At 47.2% G+C, this 16,643-nt stretch carries 13 protein-coding genes, 2 pseudogenes and 2 other annotated features; of the genes and pseudogenes, 4 read left to right on the top strand and 11 right to left on the bottom strand.

Annotated elements, in window-relative coordinates; translation table 11 throughout:
* Positions 1-6: 6 nt before the first annotated feature.
* The gene (locus tag FU659_RS26390; protein WP_147950306.1) at positions 7-843 is read right to left on the bottom strand and encodes an endonuclease/exonuclease/phosphatase family protein; all 837 of its coding nucleotides are present in this window, start codon (positions 841-843) and stop codon (positions 7-9) included.
* A gap of 153 nt (positions 844-996) precedes the next feature.
* On the opposite strand from FU659_RS26390, the gene FU659_RS26385 reads away from it, so the two are divergent.
* The gene (locus tag FU659_RS26385; RefSeq protein WP_147950305.1) at positions 997-2,958 is read left to right on the top strand and encodes an ABC transporter ATP-binding protein; all 1,962 of its coding nucleotides are present in this window, start codon (positions 997-999) and stop codon (positions 2,956-2,958) included.
* A gap of 14 nt (positions 2,959-2,972) precedes the next feature.
* On the opposite strand, the gene FU659_RS26380 is transcribed toward FU659_RS26385, so the two are convergent.
* The 8 genes and pseudogenes from FU659_RS26380 to FU659_RS26345 all read right to left on the bottom strand — a co-directional run bounded on the left by FU659_RS26380 (position 2,973) and on the right by FU659_RS26345 (position 11,524).
* A complete protein-coding gene (locus FU659_RS26380) occupies positions 2,973-5,519 on the bottom strand; it encodes a hypothetical protein (RefSeq protein WP_222708648.1) in 2,547 nt (848 codons plus the stop codon).
* A gap of 321 nt (positions 5,520-5,840) precedes the next feature.
* Positions 5,841-7,406, bottom strand: a complete 1,566-nt coding sequence (locus FU659_RS26375; protein ID WP_147950303.1) for a 2-isopropylmalate synthase — start codon at positions 7,404-7,406, stop codon at positions 5,841-5,843.
* Between the two features lie 83 nt (positions 7,407-7,489).
* Positions 7,490-7,753 (bottom strand) — a binding site (T-box leader).
* A gap of 60 nt (positions 7,754-7,813) precedes the next feature.
* Positions 7,814-8,064: a binding site (T-box leader), on the bottom strand.
* Positions 8,065-8,132: 68 nt separating this feature from the next.
* Positions 8,133-9,127: pseudogene (gene tsaD, locus FU659_RS26370) on the bottom strand (tRNA (adenosine(37)-N6)-threonylcarbamoyltransferase complex transferase subunit TsaD).
* A gap of 88 nt (positions 9,128-9,215) precedes the next feature.
* The gene (rimI, locus tag FU659_RS26365) at positions 9,216-9,719 is read right to left on the bottom strand and encodes a ribosomal protein S18-alanine N-acetyltransferase (RefSeq protein WP_147950302.1); all 504 of its coding nucleotides are present in this window, start codon (positions 9,717-9,719) and stop codon (positions 9,216-9,218) included.
* A 2-nt stretch (positions 9,720-9,721) separates the two neighbouring features.
* Positions 9,722-10,546 (bottom strand): tRNA (adenosine(37)-N6)-threonylcarbamoyltransferase complex dimerization subunit type 1 TsaB, encoded by an 825-nt coding sequence (gene tsaB / locus FU659_RS26360; RefSeq protein ID WP_147950301.1) that lies wholly within the window; start codon positions 10,544-10,546, stop codon positions 9,722-9,724.
* Complete coding sequence (tsaE, locus tag FU659_RS26355) at positions 10,543-11,025, bottom strand: tRNA (adenosine(37)-N6)-threonylcarbamoyltransferase complex ATPase subunit type 1 TsaE (protein WP_147950300.1); 483 nt, start codon at positions 11,023-11,025, stop codon at positions 10,543-10,545. Before tsaE ends, tsaB begins: the two co-directional genes overlap by 4 nt.
* 134 nt (positions 11,026-11,159) lie before the next feature.
* The gene (locus tag FU659_RS26350) at positions 11,160-11,342 is read right to left on the bottom strand and encodes an H-type small acid-soluble spore protein (RefSeq protein WP_147950299.1); all 183 of its coding nucleotides are present in this window, start codon (positions 11,340-11,342) and stop codon (positions 11,160-11,162) included.
* Positions 11,339-11,524, bottom strand: coding sequence for a hypothetical protein (locus FU659_RS26345; protein WP_147950298.1), 186 nt, complete (start codon positions 11,522-11,524; stop codon positions 11,339-11,341). The genes FU659_RS26350 and FU659_RS26345 overlap by 4 nt, the downstream gene beginning before the upstream one ends.
* Positions 11,525-11,680: 156 nt before the next feature.
* Between FU659_RS26345 and ku the strand changes: the two genes are divergently transcribed.
* Positions 11,681-12,553, top strand: a complete 873-nt coding sequence (gene ku / locus FU659_RS26340; RefSeq protein WP_147950297.1) for a non-homologous end joining protein Ku — start codon at positions 11,681-11,683, stop codon at positions 12,551-12,553.
* 53 nt (positions 12,554-12,606) lie between these two features.
* Complete coding sequence (locus FU659_RS26335; RefSeq protein WP_147950296.1) at positions 12,607-14,277, top strand: ribonuclease J; 1,671 nt, start codon at positions 12,607-12,609, stop codon at positions 14,275-14,277.
* 726 nt (positions 14,278-15,003) lie between these two features.
* Here the strand turns inward: FU659_RS26335 and FU659_RS26325 are convergent.
* Positions 15,004-15,210: pseudogene (locus FU659_RS26325) on the bottom strand (transposase zinc-binding domain-containing protein); the annotation flags it as partial.
* 84 nt (positions 15,211-15,294) lie between these two features.
* Positions 15,295-15,879: an RNA polymerase sigma factor gene (locus FU659_RS26320; protein ID WP_187274411.1), complete on the bottom strand. Its 585-nt coding sequence runs from the start codon at positions 15,877-15,879 to the stop codon at positions 15,295-15,297.
* Positions 15,880-16,425: 546 nt separating this feature from the next.
* Between FU659_RS26320 and FU659_RS37685 the strand changes: the two genes are divergently transcribed.
* Positions 16,426-16,548, top strand: a complete 123-nt coding sequence (locus FU659_RS37685; protein WP_261808065.1) for a hypothetical protein — start codon at positions 16,426-16,428, stop codon at positions 16,546-16,548.
* Positions 16,549-16,643 lie beyond the last annotated feature (95 nt).

Raw genomic sequence — 16,643 nt, 5'->3', positions numbered from 1 at the left:
AAAAAACTATACTCGTACCCAAGACCTGAGCGGAATGAACGCCATGACGGGAAAATGGTCGGAGGAAATCGTCTGTACGGTCCATGCGGGATCGATATTTTTTATATTCGCAAATAGATAATCGATCTTTTTGCCATCTATGAAGGTGGAGGTCAGCAAAGATTGAAAAGGAATTTGTGAGAGCTGAACGGATGAGTCTGGACGCCAAAAAGGATCAACTTCCGTATGCACCTCATTAAAATCACCCGCAAGAACGAGCGGGCCTTCTGTTGTAGAAACGATCTCTGCTATTTTGGAAAGCTGAGCACGACGATCCTCATTCGAAAGCCCTAGATGGGTAGCTGCGATACGAATCGGTTGAGCGCCAATGAGAATATCTGCGAGAAGCAAGCTCCTGCGTTCTTGGGCTCCAGGCAGTAAAAAATACGTACTTCCTTGAATCGGGTAGCGACTTAACAGCGCATTGCCATATTGCCCGACGGAATAGGTTAAACTAGGAGCAAAGCTCACATACATATGCAATCGCTCCGCTAATTCCTTGGCTTGATCCACAAATCCGCTTCGCAAACGGTACCGATCTACTTCTTGCAAGGCAATAACGTCAGCGTTCTGCTGACGAATCAGATCACTGATTTGCTCTAAATTAACTTTACCATCCAACCCTTCACCGTGGTGAATATTAAAAGTCATTATCGTGAAGCCAGCTTGTGCAGACGCAAAAACGGGGATCGAACGTTGAGGTTCAAAGGAACTTGTCAGTGAAGTGGTGCCGGTGAGCATAGAACACACAAGGAAGCACATAAGCAGCAGCAAAGCTCTTTTTACAGCTTGAAAAAGCACCATTCCAATTCCCCCAACTCTACGAATCTATGCAAAATTAAGCATACGACGCGCTCACTCTTGGTGTATACTAGTGAATTGATGGGATTTATTGAACTCACCTTCAGGGTGGACTGGAACACGTTTTTCTATATCGTAGTCAGGAGGCACTATCAGATGCTATTGCAAGTTTCGAACATTTCAAAGAGTTATGGTGTACGCGCCATACTTTCCAATATAACGCTTCAAATTGAAAATAAAGAACGCATCGGGTTGGTTGGGGTGAATGGCGCCGGGAAATCGACTTTGCTGCAAATCATTGCCGGCGAAATGTCCTATGATAGTGGAGATCTGTTCAAGGCAAAGGAAACAAAGATCGGTTATTTAAAGCAAAACAGCGGGCTGCACACGGAAAAATCGATCTGGAATGAGCTGCTCAGCGTATTCAGCGCTCTTCTGGAGACAGAGCGTGAGCTGCGTGATTTGGAAGCACAAATGGCAGACCCGACACTTGCGTTAGACGAGAAAAAATATGAGTCCACGATGAACCGCTATGCGCTGCGTTCAGAATCTTTCCGCGAACAGGGCGGGTACGAAATAGAGGCCAAGATCCGTGGTATCCTTCATGGGATGGGTTTCGGTCAGTTCTCACCGGATACACCGGTTCAAACGCTTAGCGGCGGTCAAAAAACGAGACTGGCGCTGGCCAAAATGCTGCTCGAAGAACCTGATCTGCTTATGCTCGATGAGCCGACGAACCATTTGGACATCCCGACGCTAACGTGGCTGGAGGGCTATTTGCGAGGCTATCCCGGTGCGATTCTGGTTGTTTCGCATGATCGCTTCTTCCTCGATGCGTTAGTCACTTCCATCTATGAAATCGAACGCAACGCGTCTAAACGATATACGGGCAACTACTCCCGTTTCATCGAAATTAAAGAAGCTAATTATGACATTGAAATGAAGCAATTTGAGAAGCAGCAGGAAGAGATCTCCAAGCTGGAGGATTTCGTGCAGCGCAATATCGTTCGTGCTTCCACAACGAAGAGAGCCCAGAGCCGACGTAAGCAATTGGATAAAATGGAACGCCTCGATAAGCCGATGGGGGATTTGAAACGGGCTTCATTTTCTTTTGAAATTGAGAAGACCTCCGGTAAAGAAGTCCTTCAGGTTGATCGATTGGCGCTTTCTTATAGTGGAAAGAAGCGACTTTTTGAGGGTCTCTCCTTTCAGTTAAGGCGCTCAGAAACCGCTGCATTGATTGGTCCTAACGGGGTTGGCAAATCAACGTTATTAAAAACCCTGATCGGACAGCATAAACAAGATGAAGGTACTTACAAGTGGGGCGCGGGCGTAACCATTGGGTACTATGATCAGGAACAAACTGGTCTGAATCCAGCCAACAGCGTACTGGAGGAAGTGTGGAGTACGTATCCGCACCTTGAGGAGGCTCGTATTCGGACCGTGCTGGGCAGCTTTCTCTTTAGCGGCGAAGACGTGTTCAAAAAAGTGGCGGCCCTCAGCGGTGGCGAAAAAGCACGCGTTGCTCTAGCCAAGCTTATGCTGCAAAAGGCCAATGTCCTTATTCTCGATGAGCCTACCAACCATCTGGACTTATATAGCAAAGAGGTTTTGGAATCCGCACTGATGGATTATGAGGGCACACTGCTGTTCATTTCCCATGACCGTTATTTTCTCAACAAAATGGCGGAGAGCATGTTAGACTTGCAAGCTGACGGACTAACAAGCTATCTAGGTAACTACGACGATTTTGTGGAGAAAAAAGCGGAGCTTGCCGAAATGGAAGCTAAGCGCCTAGCGAAAGATGCGGAAAAGAAGTCGGCTGTGAGCCATACTGGATCTACAAGCAAAAACGCCAGCCCCGGAGCTAACGCACAGGCTGGCGGGTACGAAGCGGATAAGATAGCTAAACGGGAAGAGCGCAGCCGCCAGCGCAAGCTGGAGCAGCTTGAACTCGATATCGCTCGCTTGGAAGATGAAGTATCCGCCTTGGAAGATGAGCTGGCTGATCCATCTGTCTACAACAACTACGTTCTAGTGCAGGAGAAAACCGCTTCAGTCGATACCAAAAAAAGCGAGCTGGCTGGCTGTTACGAGGAATGGGAAACCTTGCTGTAAAAGTGTCTAATGAATCAAGTCTCCAACTCCTGCAAGCGCAGGAGCAGCATGGGGACAGCAACGAATATAATCATGGTCGCTGCGGCTACAATTCCGGAATCATTCAAGAGCAAAGCCGCTATGGCTCCGATCATATTAGCCGAGAACCCGTACATCCAGTACGGGTATTTGTGCTGCCATAAGCGGAGTCGGCCGCGAGGACGCAGCACAAGCACAGCCATGACAAAGAGGCTTGTGAGCAGCACTTTGCTCCAGGCAGAGGCACGGATGAGGTGTACATTCATCCGTAGCTTGCGCTCGATCATCTGCCCGATCTGATCGAATTGCCCTTCGCGCAGGGCGTGGAACGCACGCCCAACGTGGCTCTCCCGCGCCGCCGCCGCGGGAGAATCGGCGCTGTTGAGCAGCCACAGCGCTCCAAGCCCCAGCGCGAGCAGCGCCGCCAGCAGGGCAATGCCCCTGCTTAGGCGCAGCTCGCGCCAGCGGCCGCCGGCGAAGCAGCGCACGCCGGCTACGCCGAAGGCGACTGCAGCGCTGAGCGCGCCGCCGGCGTTCGCGCCCAGTGACGGCGCCGCCAGGCACGCCGTCACGAGCAAGAACGCCGCGCACGTGACGAGCGCAGCGGTGCGCGAGGCTCTCGCGGCTGGCGCAATCGCCGCGGCCATCTCCATCTCCGCAAGCGAGCCTCGCGGAGACGCGTCCTCCAGCCCGCCGGACATCGCGGGCTGCCATTCTCCATGACGGCGCTGCAAAGCCGCCGTTACGCCTAACACAAGGGCGCCAATCAACACGCCCATATATTCATTTCCGATGCCATAGAAACGGGCACCTATCATGGGATCGTAGCCAAGCACGGAATATTTCATCATATGAGCCCCTGTGCTGCCATCTAGAGCTATCATCCAAGCGGTTCCACACCCTAGCCACATCATAGCTTTGGATAAGCACCATTTGTCCAAAACAATCGCAAGAAGAAACGTGAGCACAACGAAAATGGCGCACAATAGCCCTATTGCTGCTTCAATACCTACACTTGTAGTTAGTGGGAGCACCCAACCTCCCATCACAAGCATAGTAGATGGTGCAGCCAGCAGTGATAACAGCAGGATACGGATACTTCTGCCCCAAGCGAAGAATAACGGAGGTCGCATTTCGAGATAACGATCAACTGCCTCTCCCCTTCTCATCCACACCACGAAAAATAAGCTGCCAAGAAGCACCATCATTTCAAAAGTAACAAAAGAATATAACAAGCGCGGCCGAATCCTATAGATCGCCTGCATACTCGTTTGGTCTTGAAGAAGCGATGCAAAAGCATGCTCTTTATCCTGAGAGGCAATAGGGATTCCTACCAACCGAGGCGGAACCGGGATGTTAAATTCATGGAGTAGCGTACTGGTAAAATCCTGTGCCGTTATAACGCCTAGTCTACGCGTTGATTCGGAGAACAGCATTCCTTCTCTGCCGTTAGTTGTATAGTGAAGAATCGGAGAGAGATACGCTTTTTTATTAGCTGCTGTGCTGCTAACTTCAGGAGAAAACATCCATAGGCTCTGATTCCCGCTCATACTTGCAGCAAGCTGTCCGATCCACGAATCCATTTCCCGCAAGACCTGCTTCTTTAGCTGCTGGTAGCGTTCCTTACTGTAATGCTGGCGATCCTTATAGAGTCTGTATAGATCGCCCAGTTCAATTAAAGTTAGGCTGCTTGGTTCGCTTCGTGAAATGTCGCCATCTGTGACGGGAGACTCCCCGAAACTAGTTATCTGACTGCTGATCTGTATCTTTTCCCACAATTGCAGCAATTGTGCATAATTCGTCATGACACCGTAAGGTCTATCCACAGACGGAATCAGAACTTCATCTCCGAGAGCTCCTTGATCCACATATCCTTCACCATCTATAAGCATCAGCGCAGCCGATCGACGCAGTCTTTTCTCCTCCTCCGCTGCTCCCTTTCCTAAATCACTGTTCCCAAGCACAATACGATTGACGTGATGTTCTTTCAAAACCTCACCTAAGCTCCCAACTCCAGCTCCATTCGATGGTTCTGCATTTATTTTTTTGAGCATTTCGATCTGAGGAACAAAGATTGCGTTTGGTTCAACACGATCCGCATGGAATCCTTCCCCATGATAGCGTCGGACGATAGCGGAAACGGGAGCGTCATGCCAATTTTCGCTTGCGCCAAAAGCCTGCACGCTTGAATTGCCTACAGCCGGAGCCCCAGCGCTCAATGTAAGATACACATCCTGCATGGAACGCTTTGTCGTGCGAATGTTCATCGCTCCTACCGCTGCGCTCTCCGTTAACATCTTGACATGAGGAAGCTCGGCGAGCTGGTTTGGCTGCAGTTCCAGAAAGGACAGGCCAGGTATGGCAATGACAGTAACTTGTTTGGAAACTGTACCTCTGTGGATGAATGGATCTTTTGAGGCTGCTGCATGACCCATATGTGTGGACAACTCCAATAAAATAGTTAAGATACCCACAATACCTACTATTTTCTTTATTATCATCATAAATCTCCCATAGTTTTTGCTTTTAGCATTTTCATCCATTGGGAAACCTATCCGCTGACGGATTTTTCCGATAATTTAAAGTTGCCCTGTTTTGGGCTTATTCACTTATCCACATCTTTATCCACAAAAAAAGAGAGGCGCAATGCGCCCCCCTTTCAGCTTTTATAGATTTTTCCACATACTTATCCACATTATCCCCAAAAAACTGTGAAAAAGTTATTCTTTTCATGGACCTTTAAAAATCATTGATAACAGCCAGTTTCGCTATGTTATACACACTGTACACAGGGCATGTGTATAACTTTGTAAACAAGTGGTGTATATATCTAAGTTTTCTTGCAATTTAACGCAGCAAGCTTTTTAGGATGCAGGTGTTATCTCATTTTGAGTGTTTGCATTGTGCTGCATTCGGGCGGCTTGATTGCAAGCCGAGATGAAAGCTTTTGCTACAGCAAAAAGGACATCCTGATCTATACCTGTATTTTTATAGGTTTGACCTTCGATGGAAAGAGTGACTTCGGCTTCCCCGGTTGCTTTCTCCCCTGTAGACAGTGAATGCAGCTCCAGATCAGAAAACTCCACATCCATCGGAATAGCTTGCCTTAGACTCTGTACAATGGCTTCAATCGGCCCCTCTCCGGTTCCCGAGAAGACTTGCTCCACCCCTGTTTGATTATTTCTCACGGAAACGGAAGCAACCCGCTCCCGATCACTGTTGGAAACGACTTGCATATGGGTGAGTGTGAAAGCTTCCATCTGTCCGTTAACGGTTGACCCTACAAGCTCGAGCAGTTGGTCATCGGTGACCATCTTCTGTTCATCCGCTTTCTCTTTGAAGCCTGTATAGAGAGTTTCCAGCTCTTCGCCAGTCAGTTCGATACCGAATTGTCCAATTCGATGTTTAAGTGCATGGCGTCCGGAATGCTTCCCAAGGATGATCATCGACCGTGGAATACCCAGCTTCTCCGGATCCATAATTTCATAGGTATTGCGGTTTTTCAGCAGTCCATCTTGATGAATGCCCGCTTCGTGCTGGAACGCATTACGGCCAACAATCGGCTTATTATAAGCAATGGGGAAGCCCATGATTCGACTGATCATTTTGGACGTGTTGAAAATTTCACTGCTGACAATGCCCGTCTCCACGCCCATGGTTTGTTTACGCGTCTCAATCGCCATAACAAGTTCCTCCAGTGAACAGTTGCCGGCACGCTCGCCCACCCCATTCACCGTCACCTCGACATGAGTAACGCCCGCTGCAATGGCAGCCAAGCTATTCGCAACGGCAAGACCAAGGTCATTATGACAGTGTGCGCTGTACTCAACGGTATCCCCGCCTCTTACACTTTGACGTACTCTGCGGAACATAGCCCCATACTCTTCGGGCAATGCGTAGCCAACCGTATCCGGAATGTTAAGGATCGTGGCTCCCTCCGCGATGACAGCCTCCAGCACTTCAAACAGAAACTCATCACCCGTACGTGTCGCATCCATAGGTGAAAACTCAATGCAGTCCACGAATTGCTTCGCGTAGGCTACCATCGAGCGTGCCATCTCTACGACCTGTTGGCGGGATTTGCGCAGTTGGAAATCCAGATGGATGTCCGAAGAGGAAAGGAACATGTGAATCCGGCGCGAAGCCGCATCTTGCGTTGCCTTCACAGCGGAGTCAATATCTGCTTTGACCGCACGAGCGAAGCCGCAAATCTCTACCCCTTGAAGCTCACGTGAAATTTGTTGAACGGCCTGAAAATCTCCTGGGCTTGAGATCGGAAATCCTGGTTCAATGGTGTCTACCCCCATTTTGGCCAGCTGTCTGGCGATACGAATTTTCTCTTCTGGATAAAGCGAAGCACCTGGAGCCTGCTCACCGTCTCTCAGTGTCGTGTCAAAAATGCGAATACGTCGATTGTTTATTGTTTCCATGGTTAAATTCCTCCTCAAATTTAGCGCCAAGTTAAGCTGGCATGGTTAATTTTTGTCAAAACAAAAAGACCCGTCATCTCCACATAAGAGACGACGGGTCTTCACCCAACGCGGTACCACTCTTGTTGACTCCGAGTCACGGAGCCCACCTCAGACACAATGACGATCATCCCGCCCTGTGTCACCCGATCACGGAGGTCATCCGTTCATCCCTAACCGCCTTCTTGCACCGGTTCAGGATGACCGCTTCCAAGCGAGTTCGGGGCATTCACGGTCTGCGTCGCATCAACCCGCAGCTTTCTGTACCGTACAAGTGAGCCCTTACTACTCTTGTTCATCGCGTTTTCATATATGTTCATTTCTTTGTTCATTTCATTTCAGAACAACCAAAAAGCTGCCATCTCTATAAAAGAGACGACAGGCTTGAACCTTCCGCGGTACCACTCTAATTGATCCGAGCTGTTACGCTCGAAACCACTCATGTACCTGATCACGGGGGTCAACCGTCAAGACCTACTTGGGTGCTGGATCCTTGGCATCCTTATCAGTCTTACCGCTCCCGGGCGAGTTCAGGTGACGTTTCGTCTGTGCTTTCACCAAGCGCACAGCTCTCTGAGCGAAACTGCTCTTCCTTACTAATCCCGTTCGTTGCGTTTGAAAGTATTGATTGTGATTATAATATGCGATTTTTTCAAAGTCAATACAGTTATCTGAATATTTATTTTCTTACCACTCTTCCAGCTTAAGCTGCGGCTCCGCTTTGAGCTCCATGGTATCAAATTCCTGCTTGTCCCACTTCAGGAATGCGGCGGCGCCTATCATCGCCGCGTTGTCTGTACAGAGGCCCAGCGGCGGCACGAGCAGCGGCACATTCAACTGCTCGCAGCGCTCGGCCAGCCTGCTGCGCAGCCCTTTGTTGGCGGCGACACCGCCAGCGAGAAGAAGCTGCTTCGCGCCATATTCACGGACGGCGCGTCCCGCTTTCTCGACAAGCACGTCAATGACGGAAGCTTGGAAGCCTTTTGCAATCTGCGCGGTTTGGACAGCCTCTCCGCGCATCTTGGCTTGGTTCACGACATTCAGCACGGCCGATTTCAAGCCGCTAAAGCTGAAGTCGTAAGAGCCCGCTTCAAGCCAAGCTCGCGGCATGGTGATTTCGGACTCGGCTTCCTGCGCAAGCCGTCCACATGCGGACCGCCCGGGTAAGGCAAGCCCATCGCCCGAGCAATTTTATCATAGGCTTCCCCTGCTGCATCATCCCTGGTCTTGCCAATGATGCGAAACTTACCAGGACCCTCCATGTAGATCAGTTCGGTATGACCACCTGAAACAACGAGTGAAATAAGCGGATATTCAAGCTCATGCACGAGTTGATTGGCATAAATATGCCCCGCAATATGGTGGACGCCTATAAGCGGCAAGTCCAATGCGCAAGCTAGCGCTTTACCTGCTACGACGCCGACAAGCAGAGCCCCGATCAGTCCGGGTCCCTCTGTAACGGCAATCGCGGACAGCTCCTGCAGGGACACTCCCGCTTTCACGACGGCTTCCTCAAGCATCCACGTAATGGATTCCACATGCTTGCGCGAAGCGACCTCCGGCACAACGCCGCCATAGCGTTGATGGGTTTCGATTTGACTTGAGATCACATTCGAACGAATGATGGTCCCATTTTCGACAATAGCTACCGAGGTTTCGTCGCAGCTCGTTTCGATGGCCATAATATAAACCGGTTTGGTGGCCCTTTTTTCCTCTAGTTCATTCAAATCTGTTTGTTGTATAGTCAAATTACTCACCTATGTTAAAGTCTCAAACTCCGAGACCATCCTTTCCTCTTTTGGGCAGATCTACCCACATGACGACAGCATCCTCACGATTATCCGTATAGTACCCTCTTCGGACACCTACGGAACGAAAACCTAGCTTTTCATATAGATTTTGCGCCACATAATTCGAAGCCCTGACCTCCAGGGTCATGCGAATAGCGCCCAAGAAAACCGCAGTCCGCATCAGTTCGCGAAGCAGACGCTCACCCAGCTTACGTCCTCTATAGTTACTGCGAACAGCTACATTCGTAACATGCGCTTCCTCCATAATGAGCCACATGCCGCCGTATCCGGCCACTTCGCCTTCAATATCCATAATCATATAATGGGCGAACTGATTATTCGTCAGCTCGTTATGAAAAGCCCCTTCGGTCCAAGGGGTCGTAAACGCTTCTTGCTCGATCTCGCAAATAAAGGGAATGTCTTCCATCCGCATGGAACGAAATACCATCGAGTTTTCGATATCATAAGGCTGCTGCTGTTCCATCCTTATTTCTCCCCTTTCTGCGCGAGCGCTAAAAGATTGGCTTCTGCTTCCGGAAGCCGTGTGTAATTAGGCACAAATGTATGCACCTCTGCCTTTTCGCCGTCTGCTAGACGTGGATAGGCCAGACGTCCGATAAATTCGGCCTCTATGCTATAAGGAAGCATACGTACGGGGACTTGTCCATCCTGTGCAAACTGCGTCAATTCCGCCGTGAAGCCTTCCGTTTCACCTACGAATATGACTTCTTTCGGTGCTTGTCCCGCGCCAGCTGCCGTTATCAGCGCAAGCAATTGCTCTGTCCATGATGTGATAACACGAATGCCGTCAGGCAGCACTTCATGCCAATGAACGGCAAGTTCTCCTCCTGCTGTTAGAGGGGAGCTTCCTTCATAGGCGTATACCGCCGTGAATGCTTGCCTGCGTCTGCCGTCCATGAGCGGCACCACCCACGTCAAACCGATTGCGTCTTCGTTTGTCTGCCTGTCTCTAACGGCACCGCCTAGCGCCATAGCTTCCAAGCTCGAAACACCGATGAGATCAAGGCCCAATGACCAAGCAAATGTTTTGGCTACGGACACAGCAATACGAACCCCTGTATAGGATCCGGGGCCTTGCCCTACAGCGACCGATTGAAGGTCTTTAGGTTTAAGTTCTAAGCTTGTTAGCAGTTCCTGAATGTGTGGAAGGAGCCCGATCGAGTGATTCCGTTCCGCATGGGAGCTCCTCTCGCCAAGCATGTTTCCATCATCTAGTATGGCAACTGTCATTGCAGAAGTAGCGGTATCGATGGCTAAGCATCGTCCAAGTGGCTTTATCCGTTCTGTCATTGTAAATGTCCGTTCTCCTTCATCTGTACACACCAGCTCTCATACGGTTCCCCGTAAGGAGTCAAGTGAAATACTCTGGTCTGCTCTGCGGTTTGGGTAATCGTGACCGAGAGTCTATCCTGCGGCAGTAAATCGGGGATCAAACTCGACCACTCGATCAGTGTAACACCTGCGCCATAAAAGTAATCTTCCAGCCCTAACTCATCCGCTTCCTCTTGGGAAATGCGGTACATATCCATATGGTAGAAAGGCAGCGAAGCTCCCTCGTATTCTTTGATAATGGTAAAAGTAGGGGAATTGACGGTATCTGTGATCCCCATCGCTTTGGCAAAGCCTTGCGAAAATCTCGTTTTACCCGCTCCAAGATCACCATCAAGGGTAATGACAGAACCGGGCATCAGATAATCTGTCAGCAGTTTACCCAAACGATCTGTATCTGCTTCCTGTTGGGAATTGTAAATAAATGTGGATTGAGCCAAGTCGTCTCATCCCTTTCTTCCGATTGCGCGTGCTGCTCCTATTATAGTCCTCGCTAGTTGGCTCAGCAACTCTATACGCAAAAAAAGCCTAGCCCTAATTCGTCAGGGTAGGCTTGGCTCTTTCTCAACATCAGTTAGGTGACTTCTTCTAATTCCCGAACGGCTACTAAACGTGAATCCGAAGGATTCTCTTCCACATGGATCTTGGCGATGGCCTTATTCGAATCTATGCTGTCGATCCAGATCGGAACACCGTTCAATTCAACCTCTATTTTCTCGTCAGCGGCTAAAATTTCCTGTGCGCGATTCACATTCATGGTTCATCCAGGACAGATTCCTGATGATCCATCGTATCTGTCGTTGAAGCATCGATTAAACCACCCTGAATGGTGACATTCCCGCCTCCCAAGCCTTCGTTAATCATGCGGTCAATGTCCATAAAGTGATCGTCCTTCCCCTCATGATTCAAGTCTTTCGCTGCATTCGAATCTGCGGACATGCGAGAATTCCTCCTAAATAATCTGTTAAGTTTCGTTTAACTTCTGACTTAAGTTGCCCTCCCGGCTGCCAAACCATTCTCTGAATTCGCTGCCGTATAAAGCCATTCAAATACGAGAATACTAGTATAATCAAGCTTTATGGGGAGGAAATGCGTATGCATACGGTATGGAAAGGAGCCATCAGCTTTGGTCTCGTTCATGTCCCGGTGAAAATGTTTTCGGCAACCGAAGATAAGGATATTTCTATGCGCTACATACACAAAACTTGCATTACACCGCTAGCCTACGTCCGCAAATGCCAAACGTGCGATAAGGAAGTAGAATGGGAGGAAATCTCCCGCGGATACGAATATGAGCCTGGAAGATTTGTCATTTTTGAAAAGGAAGAATTAGCGAATATCTCCGGTGAAACCAACAAGGAAATCAAAATTCTCGATTTCGTCAATTTGACCGATATTGATCCGGTATATTTTCAAAAGACATATTACTTGGGACCTGGGGACACGGGAGCCGGCGCCTATAATTTGCTGCTGGACTCCATGCGTCAAACCGGCAAAATCGGCATTGCCAAAGTCTCTATTCGTTCCAAAAGCTCGTTAGCTGCTATTCGCGTGATTGACAATTGTCTTGCGATGGAGACCATTTTTTACCCGGATGAGATTCGACCGATTTCACAAGTTCCTAATCTACCTGAAAAAGTAACCGTAAATGAGCGGGAGATGGAAATGGCTAAGATGTTGATTAACCAGCTATCTACCCCCTTTGAACCTGAGAAATATAAAGATGAATATCGGGGCCGTTTGTTAGAGGCTATTGAGCGCAAAGTTGCCGGAGAAGAGGTGCAATCTGCACCAGAGCTGCAAAAAACGAGTGTGATCGATTTGATGGCTGCGCTGCAGGCAAGCTTGGATGCAACCAAGCCAGAGAATACGGATAAGATCGCAATTGAGGCTGATGCTGAGGTGAAAACGGTTAAAAAGCCGCGTGCCAGAAGCAAGAAGGAGAAATCGAAGGAAACTATAACTTAATTGCGTAGGCGCATTTTGATGTCCATCAGAAAGATAATGGAGGAATTCTTCAAATGGGTTCAAAAGATAAGCTCTCGATCATCGCCCTCGGCGGGGTACATGAAATCGGTAAGAATATGTATGTTATTCAATATGACGACGATATTATCGTTGTTGACTGCGGTTCCAAGTTCCCAGATGAAAGCTTGCTAGGCATTGACGTGATTATCCCCGATATCTCTTATTTAATCGAAAATCAACAAAAAGTGAAGGGTTTGGTGGTCACCCACGGTCATGAAGACCATATTGGAGGCATCCCTTACATTATCAAACAGCTGAACATGCCTATTTATGCAACGCGGTTAACCCTTGGCCTAATCGAAAGTAAACTTAAAGAACATGGTCTGCTTAGCACCACACATTTGCACAACATCGATTCGACTAGCAGACTCACTTTAGGAAACATTCCGCTAAGCTTCTTTAGCACAAATCATAGTATCCCGGACTGCTTAGGTATTGCCTTCCATACACCGCAAGGTACTGTCGTTCATACAGGAGACTTCAAGTTCGATTTAACCCCGGTAAACGAACAGTACGCAGACATACATAAAATGGCTGCTATTGGTCAGAACGGCGTACTCGCTCTCCTATCCGAGAGTACCAATGCGGAACGTCAGGGTTTTACGCCTTCAGAACGAGTGGTTGGCGATCATATTCAGGAAGCCTTCGCAAAAGCTACAGGGAAAATATTTCTATCCACGTTTGCCTCTAACGTTCACAGATTACAGCAAGTTATTGATGCAGCGGAGAAGCTGAACCGCAAAATTGCCCTCCTGGGGAGAAGCATGGTTAACGTTGTAGAAATAGCTTCTACACTCGGTTATTTAAGATTGCCTCCCGGAATGCTGGTCGATTCCCAAGATGTCAACCGACACGCTCCGCATGAAATGGTCATTCTCTGTACAGGAAGTCAAGGTGAACCTATGGCTGCATTGGCTCGCTTGGCCAGTGGTACCCATCGTCAAGTCGAAGTATCCCCGGGTGACACAGTCATCCTAGCAGCCACGCCTATTCCCGGGAACGAACGCAACGTGGCACGCATTGTAGACAACTTATTCGAGCGAAGAGCCAAAGTCGTCTACGGGTCAGGGTCAGTAACTGGCATGCACGTTTCCGGGCACGCCAGCCAAGAAGAATTAAAGCTCATGCTTACGTTAATGAAACCGAAGTATTTTATCCCTATTCATGGTGAATATCGCATGCTTCATCAGCACCGTTTATTAGCAGAAGCTGTTGGCGTCGAAGCCGATAACATTTTCATTGTAAATAACGGAGACGTCGTGGATTTTATTAACACTAAAGCCCGTCAAGAACGAAAGGTCCCAAACGGGAATACTCTAGTCGATGGTTTAGGCATAGGAGATGTCGGTAACATCGTTTTACGGGATCGCAAAGTTTTATCCGAAGACGGTATTCTCATTGTCGTGCTATCCCTTGGGCGATCAGATGGCAAAATTGTCTCAGGACCCGATATCATCTCCCGCGGGTTTGTCTATGTGAAAGAATCCGAAGGATTAATGGAGGACGTTCACCGGATAGCGGTACATACCCTTTCGCAGCTTCAAGAGATGAAAACAAACCAATGGGGGATATACAAGCAAGCCCTCAAAGAAGCTATAGGCAAATTCTTATACACCCAAACCAAAAGAAGACCCATGATTTTGCCAATCATCATTCAAGTTTAACTGACAAGTTTTCGGATCAATGCACGAGATATTTCATCGCAATCGGAACGGTCCTACCCGTGCGAAAGGTCGGCGTCACGCTTGGATCATTTGAGGACGAAGAGGTTACACAACTGGAATCTATTCAATAAATTTGGTGCAGCCACTGGGATATGGTACTGCCCCCGTACCACCCGCCATAGGGGGCATAAGAAAAGCCGTCAGGGAAAACCATCCTGACGGTCCTTTTGCGTGTAAACCCATACTTTTGTTGCATGGGGAGGGGGGGATGTGGGGTTCCAACCGCTGTTGAAGTCATGTTTTTTGAATTTATTTTGCGGTATAAACACGACTTCAAAGGCGGGCCCACCGCAAAGCGCCTTTCCACCCTCACATCCATCCCTCTTCTGTTCTACTTTGAACTACCTTCCACTTCTTTGTTCTTTAACCAGTCTGAAATCTGATACTCGTAACCATGTATCCCTTTGTAATACTCAGGATACATAACTCCTCCACAGCTTTCACACATAAATTGAGGCGGTACAGTCGGATCCCCCCCCGATCCATTCGTTCAAAATCTTGTACAATATCAAGCGGTATGCTTTCCACTTCCGAACAGGTCAAACATATATACTTCACTACCTGCTTCGATAGGAGGTAGTTGCTTATGGACAACTGTGGTTTCTTTTTTTTGTTTTTGGTTTTCTTGCTTCCCTGTGAGATCTCGAATCATCCTTTCCAAGCAGCAAGCAAGAAGACACTCCATAGTCCTTCATCAATGGTAAACACCACATGACGATGATTGACTTGAAATACATCCTCCAACAATAGTCTGCTCCGTTCTTTCGTTTCCCCACAGGAACAAGTTGTACAGAAGCGCCCTTTACAACGGTAGGGCACTCTAAGTATGTCATGGCAGCCCTCGCAAACAAGAATTTTAAACCCATTTTGGGGTATGCGGATCGTTATCGGAAAATAACCATTACTCTCGACCACATTATATAGGTTTCATCCGGGTTTAAATTTCCGTTTTGTTTCTCATTCGTGTTCCTCACTCCATCTCTTGCTAAAAATTTGCGCTAGTTTTTTGCGTGCTCTTTCGAGACGTTTAGCCAGCACATCCTCCGATATTCCAAGTTCTTGTTGAATTTCGCGGTAAGACAAGCCTAAAAAGTAAAAGAGCAAAATAACTACCCGATTCTCAAATTTAAGTTCGTTAATTGATTTATGTAGTAATTCGTCTCTTACCGATTTTTCAACAAACACATCGATTTGGACCTCTGAAGCGGATAACTCAAATGATACATCTTCATATGTATTAACGTAATCAAGAGCAAAATCATGTCTATATTTTTTGTTTTTTCTTAAAAAATCATAAGTCGTATTGCGAGCAATTTGTTTCAACCAGGCTTTTATGTTGGAATCGTTTTTGATTCTAGGCCCTCCGGTAATCACTTTATGAAAAGAGGTTTGAATAATATCGTCAACTAAATAAGGATCATTTGTAATAAACAGTAATTCGCGATAAACCAGTTCACGAAAAGATAGAAATAATTTCCGTTGTATACCTATATCTAATCTATCGAAATCACTTCTAAATAGAACAAATAACTGGTCTGACAATTTGCAGCTCCTCCCAATAAAAACTCATTTTTACAAGTTATAGAATGTAAATAAATTACAATATTTTTACAAATTATGAATTCACAAGTAATTATATTGTTATGTAACGATTATGTCTAATTTTGCAAAATAATTACATTATTTACCTAATTCATAGACGTGAAAATATGGAAAAACAGCCTGTTCAACATTTGTAACAGAAACAGTGGGTATTCATCATTGGAATCTTTCAAAATAATATTTGTAAAAAATAGAAAAAGGTGTCAGGTTTATTAAGCTCATTACGTTATATTTCTTAGAAAGCCTATATTTGTCAATCAATATAATAGATTGAACAAACAGACGGCTAGGCTCAATCCTAATTTACAAATTACAATTACATTTTCTTGTAGACAAGTGTAAAGCAAGGATTAAATTGCCTGTGAGGGAGGAAGATATGAAAATTTAGGGCATATTGTTGAATCCTAGTTATTATCGTTAACAGTTTATGTTTTTAACTTTGTCTATTGACTACTATTAATCCATTTAACAAAGGAGAATTGTCAAATGAAAAAAACAAATGTCGCATTGTCTGTTGTATTATCCCTTGCAATTTCATCATTCGTATCTGTAAATACAAATGCAACTGAAATACCTAAAGAGCCGTCACAAATATCCCTTAAAGAGTAAGCGTCAAACAGCCCCCACCATGCAGTCATGTTGAGGGCTTTCGTATACTGTAATTATTGTTTAAATACTCGGCAAGCGAGCGGTAGCGTCGGCGA

Origin of the sequence: Paenibacillus sp. N3.4 (genome assembly GCF_008017805.1) — a bacterium.
GTDB lineage: Bacteria > Bacillota > Bacilli > Paenibacillales > NBRC-103111 > Paenibacillus_E.
Note: the sequence above shows the minus strand (reverse complement) of the source record. Positions and strands in the feature narration are given on the sequence as shown.

Bases quoted from the DNA above. Each gene is read 5' to 3' on its own strand.
- FU659_RS26345 (WP_147950298.1), bottom strand. From the start codon at position 11,524: ATGTCCGCAGATTCGAATGCAGCGAAAGACTTGAATCATGAGGGGAAG.
- rimI (WP_147950302.1), bottom strand. From the start codon at position 9,719: ATGGAACAGCAGCAGCCTTATGATATCGAAAACTCGATGGTATTTCGT.
- FU659_RS26375 (WP_147950303.1), bottom strand. From the start codon at position 7,406: ATGGAAACAATAAACAATCGACGTATTCGCATTTTTGACACGACACTG.
- FU659_RS26380 (WP_222708648.1), bottom strand. From the start codon at position 5,519: ATGGATGAAAATGCTAAAAGCAAAAACTATGGGAGATTTATGATGATA.
- FU659_RS37685 (WP_261808065.1), top strand. From the start codon at position 16,426: ATGAAAAAAACAAATGTCGCATTGTCTGTTGTATTATCCCTTGCAATT.
- FU659_RS26350 (WP_147950299.1), bottom strand. From the start codon at position 11,342: ATGAATGTGAATCGCGCACAGGAAATTTTAGCCGCTGACGAGAAAATA.
- FU659_RS26335 (WP_147950296.1), top strand. From the start codon at position 12,607: ATGGGTTCAAAAGATAAGCTCTCGATCATCGCCCTCGGCGGGGTACAT.
- FU659_RS26385 (WP_147950305.1), top strand. From the start codon at position 997: ATGCTATTGCAAGTTTCGAACATTTCAAAGAGTTATGGTGTACGCGCC.
- FU659_RS26390 (WP_147950306.1), bottom strand. From the start codon at position 843: ATGGTGCTTTTTCAAGCTGTAAAAAGAGCTTTGCTGCTGCTTATGTGC.
- tsaB (WP_147950301.1), bottom strand. From the start codon at position 10,546: ATGACAGAACGGATAAAGCCACTTGGACGATGCTTAGCCATCGATACC.
- ku (WP_147950297.1), top strand. From the start codon at position 11,681: ATGCATACGGTATGGAAAGGAGCCATCAGCTTTGGTCTCGTTCATGTC.